Raw genomic sequence first — 16,537 nt, forward strand, 5'->3', positions numbered from 1 at the left:
TTGATAACTAATGGAAAATGAATTGAAAGACATCAGTAAATGCCCTTTTCATAATGGCAGTATGAAGCAAAACGTTGGCGGTGGTGGCACCAGGAATCGTGACTGGTGGCCTAACCAGTTAAAAGTTAGTATCCTTCGTCAGCATTCGCCTTTATCCAACCCTATGGGTGAAGATTTTAATTATGCCGAAGCGTTTAAAAGCCTAGACCTGGAAGCGGTGAAAAAAGATCTGCATGCATTGATGACGGATTCTCAGGAATGGTGGCCGGCAGATTTTGGTCATTATGGTCCTTTGTTTATTCGTATGGCCTGGCATAGCGCAGGTACATATCGCGTGGGAGACGGCCGTGGTGGCGCAGGTCAGGGACAGCAACGTTTTGCGCCGCTGAACAGCTGGCCGGATAATGTGAGTCTGGATAAAGCACGCAGACTACTCTGGCCTATCAAACAGAAATATGGTCGTAAAATTTCCTGGGCGGATCTGTTGATTCTGACAGGTAACATAGCATTGGAATCCATGGGCTTTAAGACCTTCGGATTTGCCGGTGGACGCGAAGATGCTTGGGAAGCAGATGAATCCGTATACTGGGGTTCTGAAACAACCTGGCTGGGTGGCGACATCCGTTATGCGCATGGAGATCCCGGAGTAACGGATCAAAAACATGGCGTGGTAATAGCAGATGAAAAAAATAATATACCGATACATTCCCGCAACCTGGAGAACCCGCTCGCAGCGGTACAGATGGGATTGATCTATGTGAATCCGGAAGGTCCGGATGGCAATCCTGATCCGATAGCTGCCGCCAAAGATATCCGTGATACCTTTGGACGTATGGCGATGAATGATGAGGAAACGGTGGCACTGATTGCAGGTGGACACAGCTTTGGTAAAACGCATGGAGCAGCTCCTGCTTCGCACGTTGGTAAAGAGCCGGAAGCCGCAGATCTTGAACTGCAGGGACTGGGATGGAAGAATAGCTATGGTTCCGGTAAAGGCGCTGATACTATTACCAGCGGACTGGAAGTGATCTGGACTAAAACGCCTACGCAATGGAGTAATAACTTCTTCGAGAATCTCTTCAAATATGAATGGGAACTGACTAAGAGTCCTGCTGGCGCTCATCAATGGGTAGCTAAGACAACAGACGCTATTATTCCGGATGCATATGATGGTAATAAAAAACATTTACCTTCTATGCTGACAACGGATCTGTCGTTAAGAATGGACCCGGCATATGAGAAAATCTCCAGAAGATTCCTGGAGCATCCGGAAGAATTTGCAGATGCATTTGCAAGAGCGTGGTTTAAATTAACCCATCGTGATATGGGTCCTCGCTCCCGTTATCTGGGCACAGATGTTCCTAAAGAAGAGTTGATCTGGCAAGATCCTATTCCTGCTGTGAATCATAAACTGGTAGGTGATAGCGATATCGAAGCGTTGAAAGCTAAGATCTTGAAATCAGGGCTGAGTATTTCAGAACTGGTAACCACTGCCTGGGCTTCCGCTTCTACTTTCCGTGGTACCGACAAGCGGGGAGGCGCTAATGGCGCACGTATCCGCCTCGCACCGCAGAAAGACTGGCAGGTAAATAATCCGGTACAATTACATAAAGTGCTGGACAAACTGGAAGGTATCCAAAAAGAATTCAACGACAGCGCTACCGATGGTAAGCAGATTTCTCTTGCCGATCTGATTGTATTAGCGGGTGTGGCCGGTGTGGAGAAAGCCGCCAAAGACGCAGGTCATACGATCAGCGTTCCGTTTACTGCTGGTAGAATGGATGCCTCTCAGGAGAGCACTGATGTTGAATCTGTGGGCTTCCTGGAACCGCTGGGAGATGGTTTCCGTAACTATCGCAGAGCGAATTTCCCTGCCTCCACAGAAGCGCTGCTGATAGACAAAGCTAATTTGCTGACGCTCACCGCTCCTGAGTTGACGGTATTAATCGGCGGCCTGCGTGTGCTGAATACCAACTATGATGGTTCCACACATGGCGTATTTACGAATCGCCCTGGTCAGCTGACCAACGATTTCTTTGTGAATCTGCTGGATATGAATACCGCCTGGAAGGCGATGTCGGAAGACAAAGAGCTGTATGTTGGTTCAGATCGTGGAACCGGCAAAGCTAAGTGGACTGCTACCCGCGCTGATCTTGTATTCGGCTCTCATGCAGAATTAAGAGCAGTAGCAGAAGTATATGGCAGTACAGATGCAAACAGTAAATTCATACAGGACTTCATAACCGTCTGGACAAAAGTGATGAACCTGGACAGATTTGAGCTGGCCTGATTGATATCAAATTTCCAATAATATAAGAGGCTGCATCAAAAGTAATCTGAAGGCACTGAGAATTTCGTAGACGAAAATTCTCACCATCAGGAATCCCAAAATAATCGGATAAATATTACTTTTGATGCAGTCTCTTTCTTTATATATCTAATCGCAATTTTATTTATCAAAATAAATGCGAATTATTCCTCTCCTACACTTCCGCATACCTTAATAACAACCCCCAATTAAAATACAGTCTTATATTATAAGACTCCATCCATATCATTCCAGTCTAAAAAAATATCGTTTCTTTTAAACCCCAACTGAACCATTTCAAAAAAACATTGTTCTCTTACGAACTTGATATTTTTTCATACAGTATATGCATACATAACTATCAATATATGCATTAACAATCTCCTAAACCACAAAAACCATTTCCTAGTAAAACGTACTGCAAGCACTTTTCTTTTTACTGGATCTTCTCCATTTAGGTGATTTCATTACAGCTATTACCTCTAAAACAGGAGATGCCTTTCAGGCTTTCATTGATGCTATATCCACGTGCAAGTATACACGCATTTATCGGTATACTACCAGTAATAGAAATAACATTACCTACCCAATTTGTAGATACTGCGCCGTCCTTTATGGAGGTGACTTTCACTGTTGGAGCATTATTGAGCAGAATAGGATCTAACAAGAATTCCCAACCTGCTGAAATACTTACTAAAAATAAATAGCCATGAAACGAGATCAATCAGACATGTTACTGAAGTACACAGTAGTTACAGATCCAAGCCCTGTAAATATCAGCAGTGACAACGGATCTGTCACTGCTGATATCAAAATACAGGTAGCTGCGAATTCAGATGTCATGTGTAAATATATATTAGTGGGGATACCAATGGGGGATGATCCTACAGACCTGTATGCTGCCAGTCCAGTCCCTACAGCTTCTTCTGATAATAGTGACTGGGTAATTAGTACAGATAATGTTCCTGGTATGTCTAATGACGATGGAGAAAATACCAAGAACTTTCTTTTTAAGAATATAGGTGATGTAACTGTAGATAATGCAGTGACTTTTACAACTTCAGGTACCGTTAACAAACAGAGTGGCACAGTTCCGATCACCATCAGTGAACGTTCCACCAGTGTTGATGATGGTACTTATGCAACAAGATCAATGACACAAAACATTACAAAAATGGGAGAAGAAGCTTTTTATCTGAATGCGGCAGTTATCACCTACCTTGATACTCCAGGTGTGCCGGTTCCATTATTAGACAGAAACAGAGGTTTTCAGTTACAATGGCAAAGTAATGGTGAAGATTTCAAAATATATCCTGGCGTAGGTGGTACGCAATACAAAGACCTGGGTACCCAAACTTTTTATGAGGAAACCAGCGGTTTGACTTCCGACAAGACTTATATCATTGAAGCTCAAAAGGGCACTGAATACCTATATCTGGAGTATGTTGCAACTATAAATTCTCCAGATGAAACTTTTACCAATTTAGTTGCTACTAACTCTACAGGTCTATCAAATGGACATACGACCATTTTAAATCGCATGTATGTACTGGCACAAAGTCAAATGCTTCAGACGCAGTACTACAAAGCGAATTCAGATGGGTTTGTTATTGTACGTATTTATCCAATATATGAATCCGACAAACAACTTTATGACATGATAACAATAGCAGGATTAGCAGTGGGGGGAAGCACTTTCGTTATCTCGGGAAGGTCAGACAGTTTAGGACAAACATATAACTCTATGACGATCCCTGTGCGAAATGGAGATGTCTTTTCTTTCTCCTCATCATCGGAAGCCGACAGTGTAGGTGTATCTACAACCGTTTATTGGATGGGGTTAGGAAGCGGGGGGCCAACATCTGTTAGTCCAAATGAAATGGATATTCAACAAGCTCAAAAATTAGAAGCTGAAATAAAGGCAACACACAGTATGCGCAAACAAAAAGCTGCTCACTTTATTTCGGCCCTTGAAGAAGCCTTTGATAAAAAACTAAACAATGAAACCAGAGAATCATTGATTCAAAAATTACTCTAATACTTATACCAAGCCATCCTACGAATATCGCCACAGCACAAATTCAAACATTCATATTAATCAGATCAGCCATCCTTACTAATTATCCTTATCATTATTCTGGAAAAATTTTTAAATTTATTACATGAATAAGGTCACGCCAAAGGATATACGATATGCAGATCTGGCTGCCAAACGCTTTAACAAGCGTTACATGGGGCAGCCGGAATATATTTGTTTGCCGAGGTCTGTTGATGAAGTCCTCGCGGCGGTACAGGAAGCTGTATTCAACAAAAAACGGCTGGTGGTACGTAGTGGAGGGCATTGCCTGGAGGGGTTTGTAGCTGATCCCGCGGTGCAGGTGCTGGTGGATATGTCGTTGATGACGAATGTATATTTCGATCAGGAGCGATTTGCCATTGTGGTAGAAGCGGGTGTGACTGTGGGGGAAATGTATCGCAGGTTATTCCTGGAATGGGGATTGGTATTGCCCGCGGGCGAGCATCCGGGCATTGGTGTGGGTGGGCATATATTGGGGGGCGCTTTTGGTTTCATTTGCCGGGAATATGGGCTGGCAGCGGATTACCTTTACGCAGTAGAAGTGGTGACAGTAGATGCTGGCGGAACAGCCGTTAGTGTGATCGCAACGCGGGAAGAGACTGACCCCAACCGGGAGTTATGGTGGGCCCATACAGGAGCTGGCGGTGGTAACTTCGGGATTGTTACCCGTTACTGGCTGCGCTCTCCGGGAGCGAGTGGTAAAGATCCACATCTGGCATTGCCCCAGGCGCCAGTTTATATTACTACGTTTCGGGTAGGCTGGGATTGGAAAGATATAGATCAAACTACCTTTTCCAGGTTGATACAAAATTTTGGGAACTGGTGTGCGCAACATAGCGCGCCTGATACTGACTATACTCCCCTCTTCAGTATACTTTTCATGAATCACCGGAATATGGGCAAAGTGGAAATCAAGGGAGTATGTACAGGCAACCATGCAGCGCAACTGATAGCAGACCATCTGGCTGCCATCCAGGAAGGGCTGTCTACAGCAGGCATCGTACAAACGGAAGAATCGTCGTGGTTACAATTTGCGCTGAATCCTTTTCCGGAGTTATTTCAACCCGGCTTCGATCAGGTACAGGCGAAGATAAAAGATGCTTACTTCCGAAAGCCATTGACTGCGGATCAGATCCATACCGCATACCAATATCTCACGGCCAACCTGCCTATTGGCGGTCTGCTGGGTATGGCCACTTATGGCGGAAAAGTAAATGCCGTTCCCGCAGAAGCCACTGCTACCGCACAGCGGGATAGTATCATGGATGTGGCTTGTAACACCGGCTGGATAGATCCTTCCCGCGAGGCTGCCAGCCTGGAATGGATACGTAATTTTTACAGGGACCTTTTTCCGGAGAGTGGTGGCGTACCTGTTCCGAATGAACAAACAGATGGTTGTATGATCAATCATCCGGATACCGATATGACACAGGCGAAGTGGAATCAATCCGGCATAGCATGGCCGCTGCTGTACTATAAGGAGCATTATCCGCGACTGCAAAAAGTGAAAAAGGCATATGATCCACTGAATTTTTTTCATCATGCTATGTCCATAGAGGCGGGAGATTAGAAAATCCGGAGTAAGTTGCAGTGGAGCTGTTCGGGCAGTGCAGTATTCATCTCCCGTAAATAATTGGCCAGACCTATGCATTCATTTTTATCTTTTGTTCATCAGTATATTCCACTCACACCTGCTGCGGAAGCGGCACTATCTGGTATTATCCATCGGCAAGAGTACCCTAAAGGACACCAGCTCACTACAGCGGGAACTACCTGCAGGTATATCTGGTTTATTGAACAGGGATTGGCACGTACTTTCTATCTGAAGGATGGGAAGGATATTACAGATTGGATTAGTCCGGAAAACAGTATTTCCTGTTCTCTCGTCAGCTTTCTGACGCAGCGGCCGGATATCAGGTCTATAGAGCTGTTGGAGCATTCTGTGGTATGCAGTCTGTATTATGAAGACCTGGAAAGATTGTATCGCCAGTTTCATGAGATCGAGCGGTTGGGCCGGCTCCTCGTTAGTAATGGCTTAATTCTCATGCAGCAGCGATTTGATGAGCTTCACTTTGTTACTGCCCGCGAAAGATACCAGCAATTGCTGGACACCTATCCTGGTTTGCTGAATCGGGTGCCATTAGGTATGATTGCCTCTTATCTGGGAATTACACAGGAAACCTTGAGCAGAATGAGGCGGCCAGGCTGATTTTGATAAATGTCAAAGGACATCCAGGAGCGTTGCCTGAACTTTGCGTAAAAGATAAATTTTATGCGACTGGCTCCTATTACTACTCCACATTCCTGGCTATTGAAAGCCGCCTATTTTGCGTCTAAAAGAACCTTCGGTAAGGTATTGGGCGCGTTACAGATCATCTATGCCCGCCATACGCCTATTTTCCGTGTAATGTTGAGGATACTGAAAACAGAAAAACGACTTAGTCTGGATGAAAATACCAAAATACTCATTCACAACTTTGTATCGCATCTGAATGATTGTCCTTTCTGTTCCAATACCAGTGCCTATATGGCCAGCAAAAGTCAGTTCGACAGACAGAAAATGCAGGATTTGCTGAACTACAGCGACAGTGCCACTTTCTCCTTAAAAGAGAAGGCATTGATGGAATACCTGGAATCTGTTACCTATACCAAAAATGCTTCTGACGACTGTTTCCAGCGATTGAAATTATATTTTAACGAGCGGGAAATAGTAGAAATCACCTGGCTTTGTGCCGTGGAAAATTACTTCAATATGCAGGCAAAACCTTTGGGGATTCCCTCCGATGAGCTAAAGGCGTATGTTTAATATAATAAAATGCAGTCTGACAATTGCTATATTCAGTGCAAAACCTGCGTTAAACGCAGGTTTTGCCGTTTTAATTGAAAATTGTCGGCATTATTATTTGTCATATACACAATTATAAGTGAGATATCGGAAGCAGGATATGCTGTTTGTCTCCCCCAATTATTTATTATATTAATCGTTTAATGGCATATACATTTCTACTTATGTACAGGAAAGTGATCCTTTTCACCATCGGGACTTTATTGTGTTGCAGTATACATGCTGTAGGACAGGGCTTGCCATACAAACAGGACCTGGATACGCTGTTACATGCATTACAAGATAATTACCCATCTTTATACCGGTTTCATACCCCTGCGGAGATAAAGCGCATGTACCATACATATGCGCAACAAATAAATGCTACCACGAGTAGGCGTGACTGTTATAAACTCACCAAGTATTTTCTCAGCAGTTTACAGGATGGGCATTTAGGCTGTACGCCACCCGATACATTAAAAAAGCTATTTGATGAAGAAGAAAAAATCTTTCCAGTGGCCATGGTATTCCTGGCAGGGAAGGCTTATGTAGACTGTGATCCATCGGGGAAGTTGCCGGTGGGAACTGAAATACTTTCGATTAATGAGAAGCCGGTTGCTGGAATTGTGGAAAAGCTGTTTCAATATATTGTTTCAGACGGGGAGATCAATAGTAAGAAGTATCGTATTCTGGATCGGAACTTCTCCTTTTATTATCAGCTTGTTTACGGTCCTCATGCAGGGTACCATATAACGTACAGGGATATACGTGGAGCGGTGGCTATGGTGGATATTTACGGGGAGACACGTAGTCATCTATCCTGCACCAATCATTTACAGCCAGCAGATACACCTCTTTTGGTATTTAGTTACCCGCAGCCACATACTGCATTGCTGACTATCCGGACTTTTGCGCAGGATGATCTGGAGGCTGCCGGACTGGATTTTGCGCATTTCCTGGATAGTGCATTTCATCAGCTGCAACAGCAGGATATCAAGGCGTTGATAATAGATGTAAGAGGAAATGGTGGCGGCCGGGATGTATATGGCGCGTTGCTATATGCTTACCTGACAGATCGGCCTTTTCGGTATTACGCGCAATTATCCACCACCAGTAGGCTATTAACGGCAGCAGATCATCCTAATCTGGCCATGCAACAGCCACAGGCAGCGAATTTTAAAGGGAAGGTATTCTTACTGACAGATGGTCTGAGCTTCTCTGTGACAAGTGAGTTTTGTGCCGTTGTACGTAGTCATCGGCGTGCATTGTTTATAGGAACAGAAACCGGGGGTGGTTATTGTGGCAATACCTCCGGCAGTTTCAAGGAGGTGCTGCTCCCCTATTCTCATATCAGTGTAGCTTTCCCAACAGTGCGGTATACTATGGCTGTACAAGATAATGGAAAAATGAAAAGAGGCATCATACCGGATTACGAGGTAACACCCACCATAGGGCAATTGATTAGTCATAGAGATATGGCTTTAGAATTGGCATTAGAAAAATGCCAATTCTAAAGTCGGGCCTACAGCAATTTCTTACGTACCCAGCTCAATAACGCTTCTTTGCATTCAGGTGCATAGGGCACTTGAGAAGAAGGGCCATGGTAGCATATATCTGCCAGTTTAAAGCTATGTGTAGCGCCTGTAATAGTGAGGGTATCGAAGTTGGCCGGGATATTACCGGGAAAATATTTCTTCAGGGATGCCTTGCACCATTCAGGGCTTACCAATGCATCGTGGGAACCCCATAGGAACAGAATGGGCGCATTTATCTTTTTGAGGTATATACCAGGATCGAAGTCTTTTATGACTTGTAATTGTGCCCAGTTTGGCTGAAAGGGGAAGAAGCGGGTTACGAACAGATCCATGCTTACCTGTCTCTCTGCCTTTTTCATAGCATCTGCTTCGTTGGCTCCTGCGCAGCGATATTGATTCACATAATCGTTGACCAGCTGTTCGCGTACAGGGAATGCGGGGCCCGCCATGGAGATGCCCGCAACAAATGTTTCGGGGTATTGCGCCAGTCCTACTTGTGTAATCCAGCCACCCTGGCTATGTCCGGCGATGGCCATGCGATGCCCATCAATGTAGGGTAAGGTTGCGGCATAGTCTGCCGCCGCTTTGGCATCAGCGGCTCTTTGTTCAAAATCAGCCGAATACCAGTCTCCTTCTGAGGCGCCGAGGCCGCGCTTTTCGAAGCATAGCACAGCGATGCTGTCCATTGGCAGATTTTGCAAGAGTAGCGTATCTATCATCTTGGCGTAATTCCGCATGGTAGACCCATCTCCGGAGCCCACGCAGAAAACGATCAGCGGTACTTTCCGCTCACTGGGAGCAGTGGTAAAGATTTTACCTTTTAATGCTGCGCCACCGCTATTGAAGGTAATATCTCTTCCTTTATTCATGGCGGTAGTATCGGGAGAAGACAGCGCTTTCTTCCCGAAGAAGAGCCGTGGATGCAGCATGTTGGCGTACAGAGATACCAATGCTATCAGTAAGAATAAGGCCAGGAGTAATTTGACGAATTTTTTCAATGCTAGATAATTTGCCAAAAATTAGGTCTTTTTACCGGTACTTGATATCCCCTTTCGGTAGTATACTGCTTAATTTATGGGTGTGAGGAAGACAGCCTGCCCTCCGGATGGGAGTAAGTGGGCATCCAGCACGGAGTTGGCATCTACGGTGACTTGTCTTACTGATACTTTTGTACGTACCGGGGAAGATGGGTCATCGTAGTAGATGGTGGCTCGATACTTTTTGCCCGGAGTAAGGAATGAACAGGGAATATGCGTGTCTCTCCCATCATTATTGGTAATGCTTCCTACAAACCAGTTGTTATTATTTCTGCGGGCAATGGTCACATATTGTCCGATTTCTCCCGCTAAAACCTTCGTATCCTCCCAGACAGTGGGTACGCGGTCAAAGAAATCCAGTTCTGGTTCATCCTGGGAATCTTCCGGCTTGTCGTACCAGTACATAAATTGTAATGGGCTATAGTATACCACAGATAAGGCCATTTGGTGTACGGAAGTGGTTTTCAGGATATTTTTATTCTGAGTTGCTGCCAGGCGTTTTTTCAGTTCCGGGCGGTGATAATAACAGATGGTATAGTCTGCCGCTCCGCATAAAAAGCGGGTGAAAGGCAGTACGGTATTGTGTGTAGCGTCCGGCATTTCTTCATTTCCCCTGATTCCTTCCTGGGTGAGCAGGTTGGGATATGTTCTGCTGAAACCGGTGGGCCTGTATTCATCGTGGATATCCACCATCAGATGGTACTTTGCGCATTTTTTCACGGCATCGTGGAGCCATTTGGTCCATTCGAAGGAGCCTACGTTTACAAAGCCAAATTTGACACCGGCGATGCCCCATTTTTCATATAGAGGCAGGATGCTGTCCAGTTGTTTTCCCAATGCCTTTTTATTCACGTATACCCAAACGCCTATACGTTTTTGTTTAGCATACTGCACTACTTCCTGCATGTTCAGGTCATTTACAGGATTACGTGCGGGGTCCACATTTACGTGGGTGGCATCGGAGGCGGTATCTTCTTCCGGGCCGTACCAGCCGGCATCAAAATGTATGTATTGTAGATGGCGTTTCACCGCGAAGTCGACCAGCTGCTTTGCTCCGGCTGTAGACAGCGACATTTCCCTCATTACCTTCCCGGGCTTAATCCATGCGGTTTGTGGGATAGCGCAGGGTGCATTCAAATTCAGCAACAGGTCATCATTTTGTAACAGATCCGTTGCTTTAGCAGCCAGCATGATTACTCTCCATGGCGTGGCGAAGGGTACCGGCAGCTGCACTTTATCATACATGGAACAGGCAATCGTATTGGGCTTGGTGGGATGTAAAATAAATTTTGTTCTACAGTAATCCACTACCGCAGCTTCAGCCAGTGCAGCGTAGATACCATTAGGCAATTGCAGCGTGAGGGGACGCTCTGCTTCTCCGGGCCATTTGTCCATCGGCAGGAGTTGGTAAGCACCTTGGGCTCTACCGGTAAACCAGGCTTTTGTACCTGCCGGGAGGGAGAACTCCGTGAGGTCCTGGCTAACAGCCATCGTTTTGTTCGAGGAAGATGTTGGAAATGTATAACGGATTGCGATGCCTTCATTATAGGCTCGTGCTTCTATTTGCATGGTGGCATGGGGAGCGCCGCCTTTGATGAAAGTGAAGATCAATGCCTGGTAGTGGTCGCGTATACGGTTTCGTTCTCCGTAGACGGGCTTCCACCATTCATCCTTGGCGACTTTTCTCACAGATTGGAGTTTCAGGCCACGCTGCCAGCCTTCCACGCCGAGAACAGATGTTGTGATAGTTGGTTGTTGCTGATATGCCACATCGTAATGAATGACACTATCTGTAACGGCCAAACGAAAAATCACTTTACCATCTGGGGATGATAAGGAGGCGGCGCTTTGTCCGATGGTTTCGATAGAGGTAAATAATGACGCCAGCAAAAGAAACAGTCTGTACATTTTATCCTTGTATTAACGCTAAATCGTAAAGGGTGATTGATCCAGCGATAAAGGTATTGGTAAATGACAGTATATACTTCCAGCAGGTTGACAATTATCACCGTTATTTTGACATCAGGAGTGTTTACAAGCCGAATGCAGGCTTCAGGTTCGGGTTTTTGATCAGTAAGGCGCCGAAACGTCCAAATTCATCTTTTGTTTCCTGCTCCAGATCAATGATGGTGAACTTTTTCGCTCTGGAATAAATGTAGTCTCTGTAAAATCCAATGTGAAAATCATCCAGGTAAATTAGATCGTTCGTTAATACCAGGATCGTTTTAAAGCAATAAATGCGGGTTTCAATATCACCGTAATCATAGAAGGTAAAATCGAATCTTTGGGTAAAGATATCATCATTGAGGGGAGTGATCGCGATTGTTTTATTCAGTTGAGACTGTATGATTCCTTCGGTTTTTTCGGACCAGTGCTTGTTATCATCTACCGTAGTTACATTTTCATGGGTGGCGTGAAATACCAGGGAACTAAGGCCGCTGCCAGCATCCAATACGGTAGTGGGTCTGAATTTCTCCAGCAATCCTACGCAATACTCCAGGGAAATTGGACTGGAAGCCATCGCTTTTTGCGGCTCATCGAAGTTTTGCAGATAGGCAGAGGTGAGTTGCGCTAATGTTTCCATACAAGGTCGAAATTTTATGAATGATTAATAGAGGTTATTAGTAGGATCTGCTCTTAATATCATCAGCGGCAGAGCCTTTCTTCAACTGGTTATTTTTATAGTTTTTACTACCGAATCGGTAATTAAATCCGGCCACAACATTTCTGCTATCCCAGCGGTTTTGGGAATCAAAACTTACGAGCGCATACTGCGCATGCATTTTGTTGATATTCGTATAAAAAACATCACTCACAGACAGGGATATTTGTCCTGCTCCTTTTAGTATATTTTTATACACGCTTAGATCCAGGAAGTAAAATGGTTCCGTTCTGGACGCACTGAAATAAGTAGGCGAGCTGTAATAGGCATACATCTCCAGTTTTATACTTTTAGAAATCGTAAAAGTATTGGAGACATTAATTCCATAGCTGGTATTATCGATGCTTACTGTTTCACCATCGGTGACGAATCTGATATATTTCTGGGTAATTCTGAAGCCAGAATTCGTATACCACCAGCGAGTAATATTTCCAAAATAGCCTGGGCTCACACTGATATTCTTGAAGGTGCCGTTATTGGCGATTAGTCCTTTAGTAATGTTATTGATGGTATCTAGTTCTTCATATTCCAGCATGTTATTCTTGTACCAGGTGTAACTGGCTACTATCTGGTATTTATTGGCAATCGTCCAGGATAAGCGGGTAGCATTTTGGAAATAAGGCTGCAGGGCCGGATTACCAGTATAGTAATAGAAAGGGCTCGTATAATTTTTGAAATTGGTCAGTCGGTAGAATTTTGGTCTCTCTATACTTTTCTTATACGTCAATACCAGGTTATGTTTTCCTTTCCGTTTCGACAACAGTAAGGTGGGAAATAATCTAAAGTAGCTGGTGTTGTTACCGCCGTAAATTTCCAGGGGAAAACTTTTAATGGCGGTATTTTCTCCACGTATACCTAGTGCATAAGAAATACCAGACCATGCACCGGAGATACTGGCATAACCGGCGAAGATATTTTCCTGATAAACGGGTGCATCTATCAGATTTGAGGTTCCATTTTTATTAATGATTGTTTGATTAAGATCCTGGTCAACGTTTGTCCATCCATATTTCAGACCGGATTCAAATTTCACTTTTCCGAAAGGTTTGGTATAGTCTGCCTGTATACTTTTTGTGCTCAGGTCCAATACTGCATCCTGGAGGAGGAAAGACGGGTCCTGGTAGATACTGCCATCCTGGAGGAAATAGTCATATTGTTGTTGATTGCCGGAAGTGCCGTGTACTTTAGAATAGGCGACATTCATGCTTAGCTCCTGCCCCAGGGAATCCAGTTTCACTTTATAATAGAGGTCGATGGCCCCATACTGGTTTTTCTTTAGTTGTCTGGCATCCATACTAACGAGTGAATCCGCCGGCATGGGAGGTTGATTATGGGTGAAGGTATACGAGGCGCTGAAACGGTCAGTAGGCGTACGGGAAAGCATTCCATTAATAACAGTGCCTATCTGGCTTTTACGACTCAGCGCGTACTCCAGGCTAAGTGATAATGGCATATTTTCCGGGGTGCTTTTACTGTTGTTATTTTCCTGGATGAGGGTAGTTTTACTATTGACCGTAGGTATCAGGTGGCGGGTTACATCCCCCTTACTGAGCTGAGGATCTCTGGCGTAGTTGAGACTTACGAGTCCTGATAACTTATTATGTTTAAAATTCACGGATGTTCCAATACCGCCATTACCGAATTCTTCTCTGGCTCCTATTTTCAGGCTCACATTTGTGTTATAGCCATTGCCTGGCAGTTGTGCCGGTTTCAGGTTTACAATGGCGCTTGTGAAAGAAGCGTCTGTATTGGCTAGCGGAACGGTGATGATTTCTATTTCGTTGATGCCTGCAGCAGCGGTAGCGCCGAGGAAGTCCGTCAGTATGGAAGCCGACAAATGAATGGTTCTTCCTTTCATTTGTGCAGTAATAGGCTTTCCTTCGAATAAGATAATGTTATTCTGAATGGTGATACCCGGGGCTTTCTTTAACATATCAACGACTGATTGTCCGGCTACTTTATTCTTGTCAACAGAGAGAATGATCTTATTCATATCCATGGTGATCATTGGCTTCTCTGCCACCACGTTGACTTCCTTCAGCTCTTTGTTTTTAGGAGTAAGCATGAATTTCAACAGTAACTCATGATTACTGCCTTCATTCTTTGCGACGAGGGAATTAAATCCGATATGAGACAAGGTGATGGTGAATGCAGCGTTTTGTTGCAGCATCATATTCGTTTCTCCTTTACTGTTAGTAAGAGACACTAGTTCTTTGCCTTTCTGATTGACTTTCACTGTTACACCTTCAATACCTGCACTATCAGGGCTGATAACCACCATTTTCATTGGCAGTGGCGTTTCCTGGGCTAATGTATAATGCGTGCAAAAAAGTATACACAAAATCGGGAATAAGGATTTCATAAACGTAGACTAAGGGTTATGGATGATGATCCATATTTTAATTCAGCACTAGATTCACAAAAATATAGTACCGGTAGGTAGAAAATTACTAATTATTTTGAGTTTCCTATATATAATATGCGCTAAATCTTCAAGTTGTCTAGCAATAAAATTGCGCTACAAAAAAAGATCTATTCAGTACAATTTATATAATTATTTTGTATATTGTTAAGGATACTTATTATTTATTTTTCTTGTAAACCCTCAGTTATGGAATCTCAAAACAACCAAGGTAAAGGCTTACCTAAATTATCCCTGAACAAAGAAACAATTTCAAGATTAAACGACGAGCAAATGAAGAACGTAATCGGCGGTTTAGTTGATGCGGACACTTCATGCGGAGAAGGTTCTTGCCAATCTCAGCAAGGCGCTTCTTCTTGCGACAAAAATTCTTGCAATTGCTAAGATTGTAAATCTTGGGAAGGCTGTTTAAGAGTATTCTTAAACAGCTTTTCTTTATCAGATTATTTGGCGCCTATGAAGATCGAGCACTCCAAAATTCCACCTATTATTCACGCGATGGATGCTGTGTTGCAAGAGGAAGCAGGAAGTTTTAATGATATTGGTATTAAGACAGGTTTATCCGGATTATCCTTATATAACTTTGCTGCCGCCCGTTACCTGGACTCTTCAGCACACACTACCCGCGCTGTTTCAGCCATAGAACAGATATTCGAGAAGATGAATACTGGATATACCGGCCCTACTCTCTTTGAAGAACTGGCTGAATTTGGCTCCTTTCTGTCCATGTGTACTACCTATGAATGGATAGATGCCGACCTTACCTCCACATTGGAAGATATTGATGCGGTATTAGAGAAGCCACTATCGGAAGCACTTCAAAACAACAATATTGATCCTGCGAATGGCGCTATAAAATATGGCTACTATTATTTGCTTCGTCGGGAAGCCTGTACTCAGGCGGATTCCCTGATTAATCAGATTGTAGACATCATATACACCAGCAGTCAGGCAGGCCCTGATGGCGGCATTTACTGGATATCCCAATTGAAACAAGTGCCCGCTGTGTACTTGGGCATTTCCCATGGCAATGCTTCCGTGATACTATTTTTGCAACAGGTCCGCGAAGCTGGAATGGCGGTGGATCGTTGTAATGAATTAATAGCTGCTGCCCGGCATTTCATCCTGGTAAATGAGCAGTCAAATGCTCCGCTCTTCTTCCCTATTATGATGGAAGAAACCACCCCCAGAACCAGGTTTCCTAACTACTATTGTTACGGCGATCTGGGAACGCTGTACAGTCTTCTTAAAACGGAACAAGACTCCGCACATCTGCTAAAAATATTGCATGCCTTATGCGACCGCATCTTCGATGACAGTCTGTTCACAGAAGGTTTCAGCCTGCTATACGGATGGAGTGGGTTAGCGATGTTATATAGAAAAACAGGACAGCTGTTACAGGATGAAAAATGTATGCAGACCTACCAGCGACTGGTAACACATATCATCGATCGATTCGATGCACAGCAACCCTACTTTGGTTATCCTGGCGTATGGAACCAGCAAAAAAAAGAAACAAACATTAGTTATACAGAAGGGCTGATAGGAATTTCACTGTTCCTGATGTCTGTATCTGACAGTGCCTATGCTCCTCATTCCGAGAATTATTTTCAACTATAGCCAATAACAGAACATCATCGTTCCACAGCAGCTCCTTCATAAATCAGGAATC

The 16,537-nt window shown here is 44.1% G+C and carries 12 protein-coding genes; 8 read left to right on the forward strand and 4 right to left on the reverse strand.

Going from position 1 to position 16,537, the window contains the following annotated elements; all coding sequences use genetic code 11:
* Positions 1 to 10: 10 nt before the first annotated feature.
* From katG to CLV59_RS22405, 6 genes are all read left to right on the forward strand, one after another.
* Positions 11 to 2,290 carry a catalase/peroxidase HPI gene (gene katG, locus CLV59_RS22375; protein WP_111594313.1) on the forward strand — a complete coding sequence of 760 codons (2,280 nt, stop codon included), beginning with the start codon at positions 11 to 13 and terminating at the stop codon, positions 2,288 to 2,290.
* 727 nt (positions 2,291 to 3,017) lie between these two features.
* Positions 3,018 to 4,346, forward strand: coding sequence for a hypothetical protein (locus CLV59_RS22385; protein ID WP_111594315.1), 1,329 nt, complete (start codon positions 3,018 to 3,020; stop codon positions 4,344 to 4,346).
* A gap of 124 nt (positions 4,347 to 4,470) precedes the next feature.
* Positions 4,471 to 5,955, forward strand: a complete 1,485-nt coding sequence (locus CLV59_RS22390) for an FAD-dependent oxidoreductase (protein WP_111594316.1) — start codon at positions 4,471 to 4,473, stop codon at positions 5,953 to 5,955.
* Positions 5,956 to 6,030: 75 nt separating this feature from the next.
* Positions 6,031 to 6,594 (forward strand): Crp/Fnr family transcriptional regulator, encoded by a 564-nt coding sequence (locus tag CLV59_RS22395; protein WP_111594317.1) that lies wholly within the window; start codon positions 6,031 to 6,033, stop codon positions 6,592 to 6,594.
* A 63-nt stretch (positions 6,595 to 6,657) separates the two neighbouring features.
* Positions 6,658 to 7,191 carry a carboxymuconolactone decarboxylase family protein gene (locus tag CLV59_RS22400; protein ID WP_111594318.1) on the forward strand — a complete coding sequence of 178 codons (534 nt, stop codon included), beginning with the start codon at positions 6,658 to 6,660 and terminating at the stop codon, positions 7,189 to 7,191.
* 203 nt (positions 7,192 to 7,394) lie between these two features.
* Positions 7,395 to 8,723, forward strand: a complete 1,329-nt coding sequence (locus CLV59_RS22405) for a S41 family peptidase (protein ID WP_170137876.1) — start codon at positions 7,395 to 7,397, stop codon at positions 8,721 to 8,723.
* A gap of 8 nt (positions 8,724 to 8,731) precedes the next feature.
* Here CLV59_RS22405 and CLV59_RS22410 read toward each other — a convergent pair whose 3' ends face one another.
* The 4 genes from CLV59_RS22410 to CLV59_RS22425 form a co-directional block, all read right to left on the reverse strand.
* A complete protein-coding gene (locus CLV59_RS22410) occupies positions 8,732 to 9,742 on the reverse strand; it encodes an alpha/beta hydrolase family protein (RefSeq protein WP_111594320.1) in 1,011 nt (336 codons plus the stop codon).
* 69 nt (positions 9,743 to 9,811) lie between these two features.
* Positions 9,812 to 11,689: a glycoside hydrolase family 97 protein gene (locus tag CLV59_RS22415; protein ID WP_111594321.1), complete on the reverse strand. Its 1,878-nt coding sequence runs from the start codon at positions 11,687 to 11,689 to the stop codon at positions 9,812 to 9,814.
* A gap of 124 nt (positions 11,690 to 11,813) precedes the next feature.
* The gene (locus tag CLV59_RS22420; RefSeq protein ID WP_111594322.1) at positions 11,814 to 12,365 is read right to left on the reverse strand and encodes a hypothetical protein; all 552 of its coding nucleotides are present in this window, start codon (positions 12,363 to 12,365) and stop codon (positions 11,814 to 11,816) included.
* Positions 12,366 to 12,402: 37 nt separating this feature from the next.
* Complete coding sequence (locus CLV59_RS22425) at positions 12,403 to 14,805, reverse strand: outer membrane beta-barrel family protein (RefSeq protein WP_111594323.1); 2,403 nt, start codon at positions 14,803 to 14,805, stop codon at positions 12,403 to 12,405.
* Between the two features lie 249 nt (positions 14,806 to 15,054).
* On the opposite strand from CLV59_RS22425, the gene CLV59_RS22430 reads away from it, so the two are divergent.
* Together CLV59_RS22430 and CLV59_RS22435 are read left to right on the forward strand one after the other, a co-directional pair.
* Entirely contained in the window at positions 15,055 to 15,249 is a 195-nt protein-coding gene (locus CLV59_RS22430) for a class I lanthipeptide (protein WP_111594324.1), read from the forward strand.
* Between the two features lie 72 nt (positions 15,250 to 15,321).
* A complete protein-coding gene (locus CLV59_RS22435) occupies positions 15,322 to 16,485 on the forward strand; it encodes a lanthionine synthetase LanC family protein (RefSeq protein ID WP_111594325.1) in 1,164 nt (387 codons plus the stop codon).
* Positions 16,486 to 16,537 lie beyond the last annotated feature (52 nt).

Origin of the sequence: Chitinophaga dinghuensis, from assembly GCF_003259435.1 — a bacterium.
GTDB lineage: Bacteria > Bacteroidota > Bacteroidia > Chitinophagales > Chitinophagaceae > Chitinophaga > Chitinophaga dinghuensis.

Coding starts and splice junctions, on each gene's coding strand:
- katG (WP_111594313.1), top strand. CDS start 11: ATGGAAAATGAATTGAAAGACATCAGTAAATGCCCTTTTCATAATGGC.
- CLV59_RS22385 (WP_111594315.1), top strand. CDS start 3,018: ATGAAACGAGATCAATCAGACATGTTACTGAAGTACACAGTAGTTACA.
- CLV59_RS22390 (WP_111594316.1), top strand. CDS start 4,471: ATGAATAAGGTCACGCCAAAGGATATACGATATGCAGATCTGGCTGCC.
- CLV59_RS22395 (WP_111594317.1), top strand. CDS start 6,031: ATGCATTCATTTTTATCTTTTGTTCATCAGTATATTCCACTCACACCT.
- CLV59_RS22400 (WP_111594318.1), top strand. CDS start 6,658: ATGCGACTGGCTCCTATTACTACTCCACATTCCTGGCTATTGAAAGCC.
- CLV59_RS22405 (WP_170137876.1), top strand. CDS start 7,395: ATGTACAGGAAAGTGATCCTTTTCACCATCGGGACTTTATTGTGTTGC.
- CLV59_RS22415 (WP_111594321.1), bottom strand. CDS start 11,689: ATGTACAGACTGTTTCTTTTGCTGGCGTCATTATTTACCTCTATCGAA.
- CLV59_RS22420 (WP_111594322.1), bottom strand. CDS start 12,365: ATGGAAACATTAGCGCAACTCACCTCTGCCTATCTGCAAAACTTCGAT.
- CLV59_RS22425 (WP_111594323.1), bottom strand. CDS start 14,805: ATGAAATCCTTATTCCCGATTTTGTGTATACTTTTTTGCACGCATTAT.
- CLV59_RS22430 (WP_111594324.1), top strand. CDS start 15,055: ATGGAATCTCAAAACAACCAAGGTAAAGGCTTACCTAAATTATCCCTG.
- CLV59_RS22435 (WP_111594325.1), top strand. CDS start 15,322: ATGAAGATCGAGCACTCCAAAATTCCACCTATTATTCACGCGATGGAT.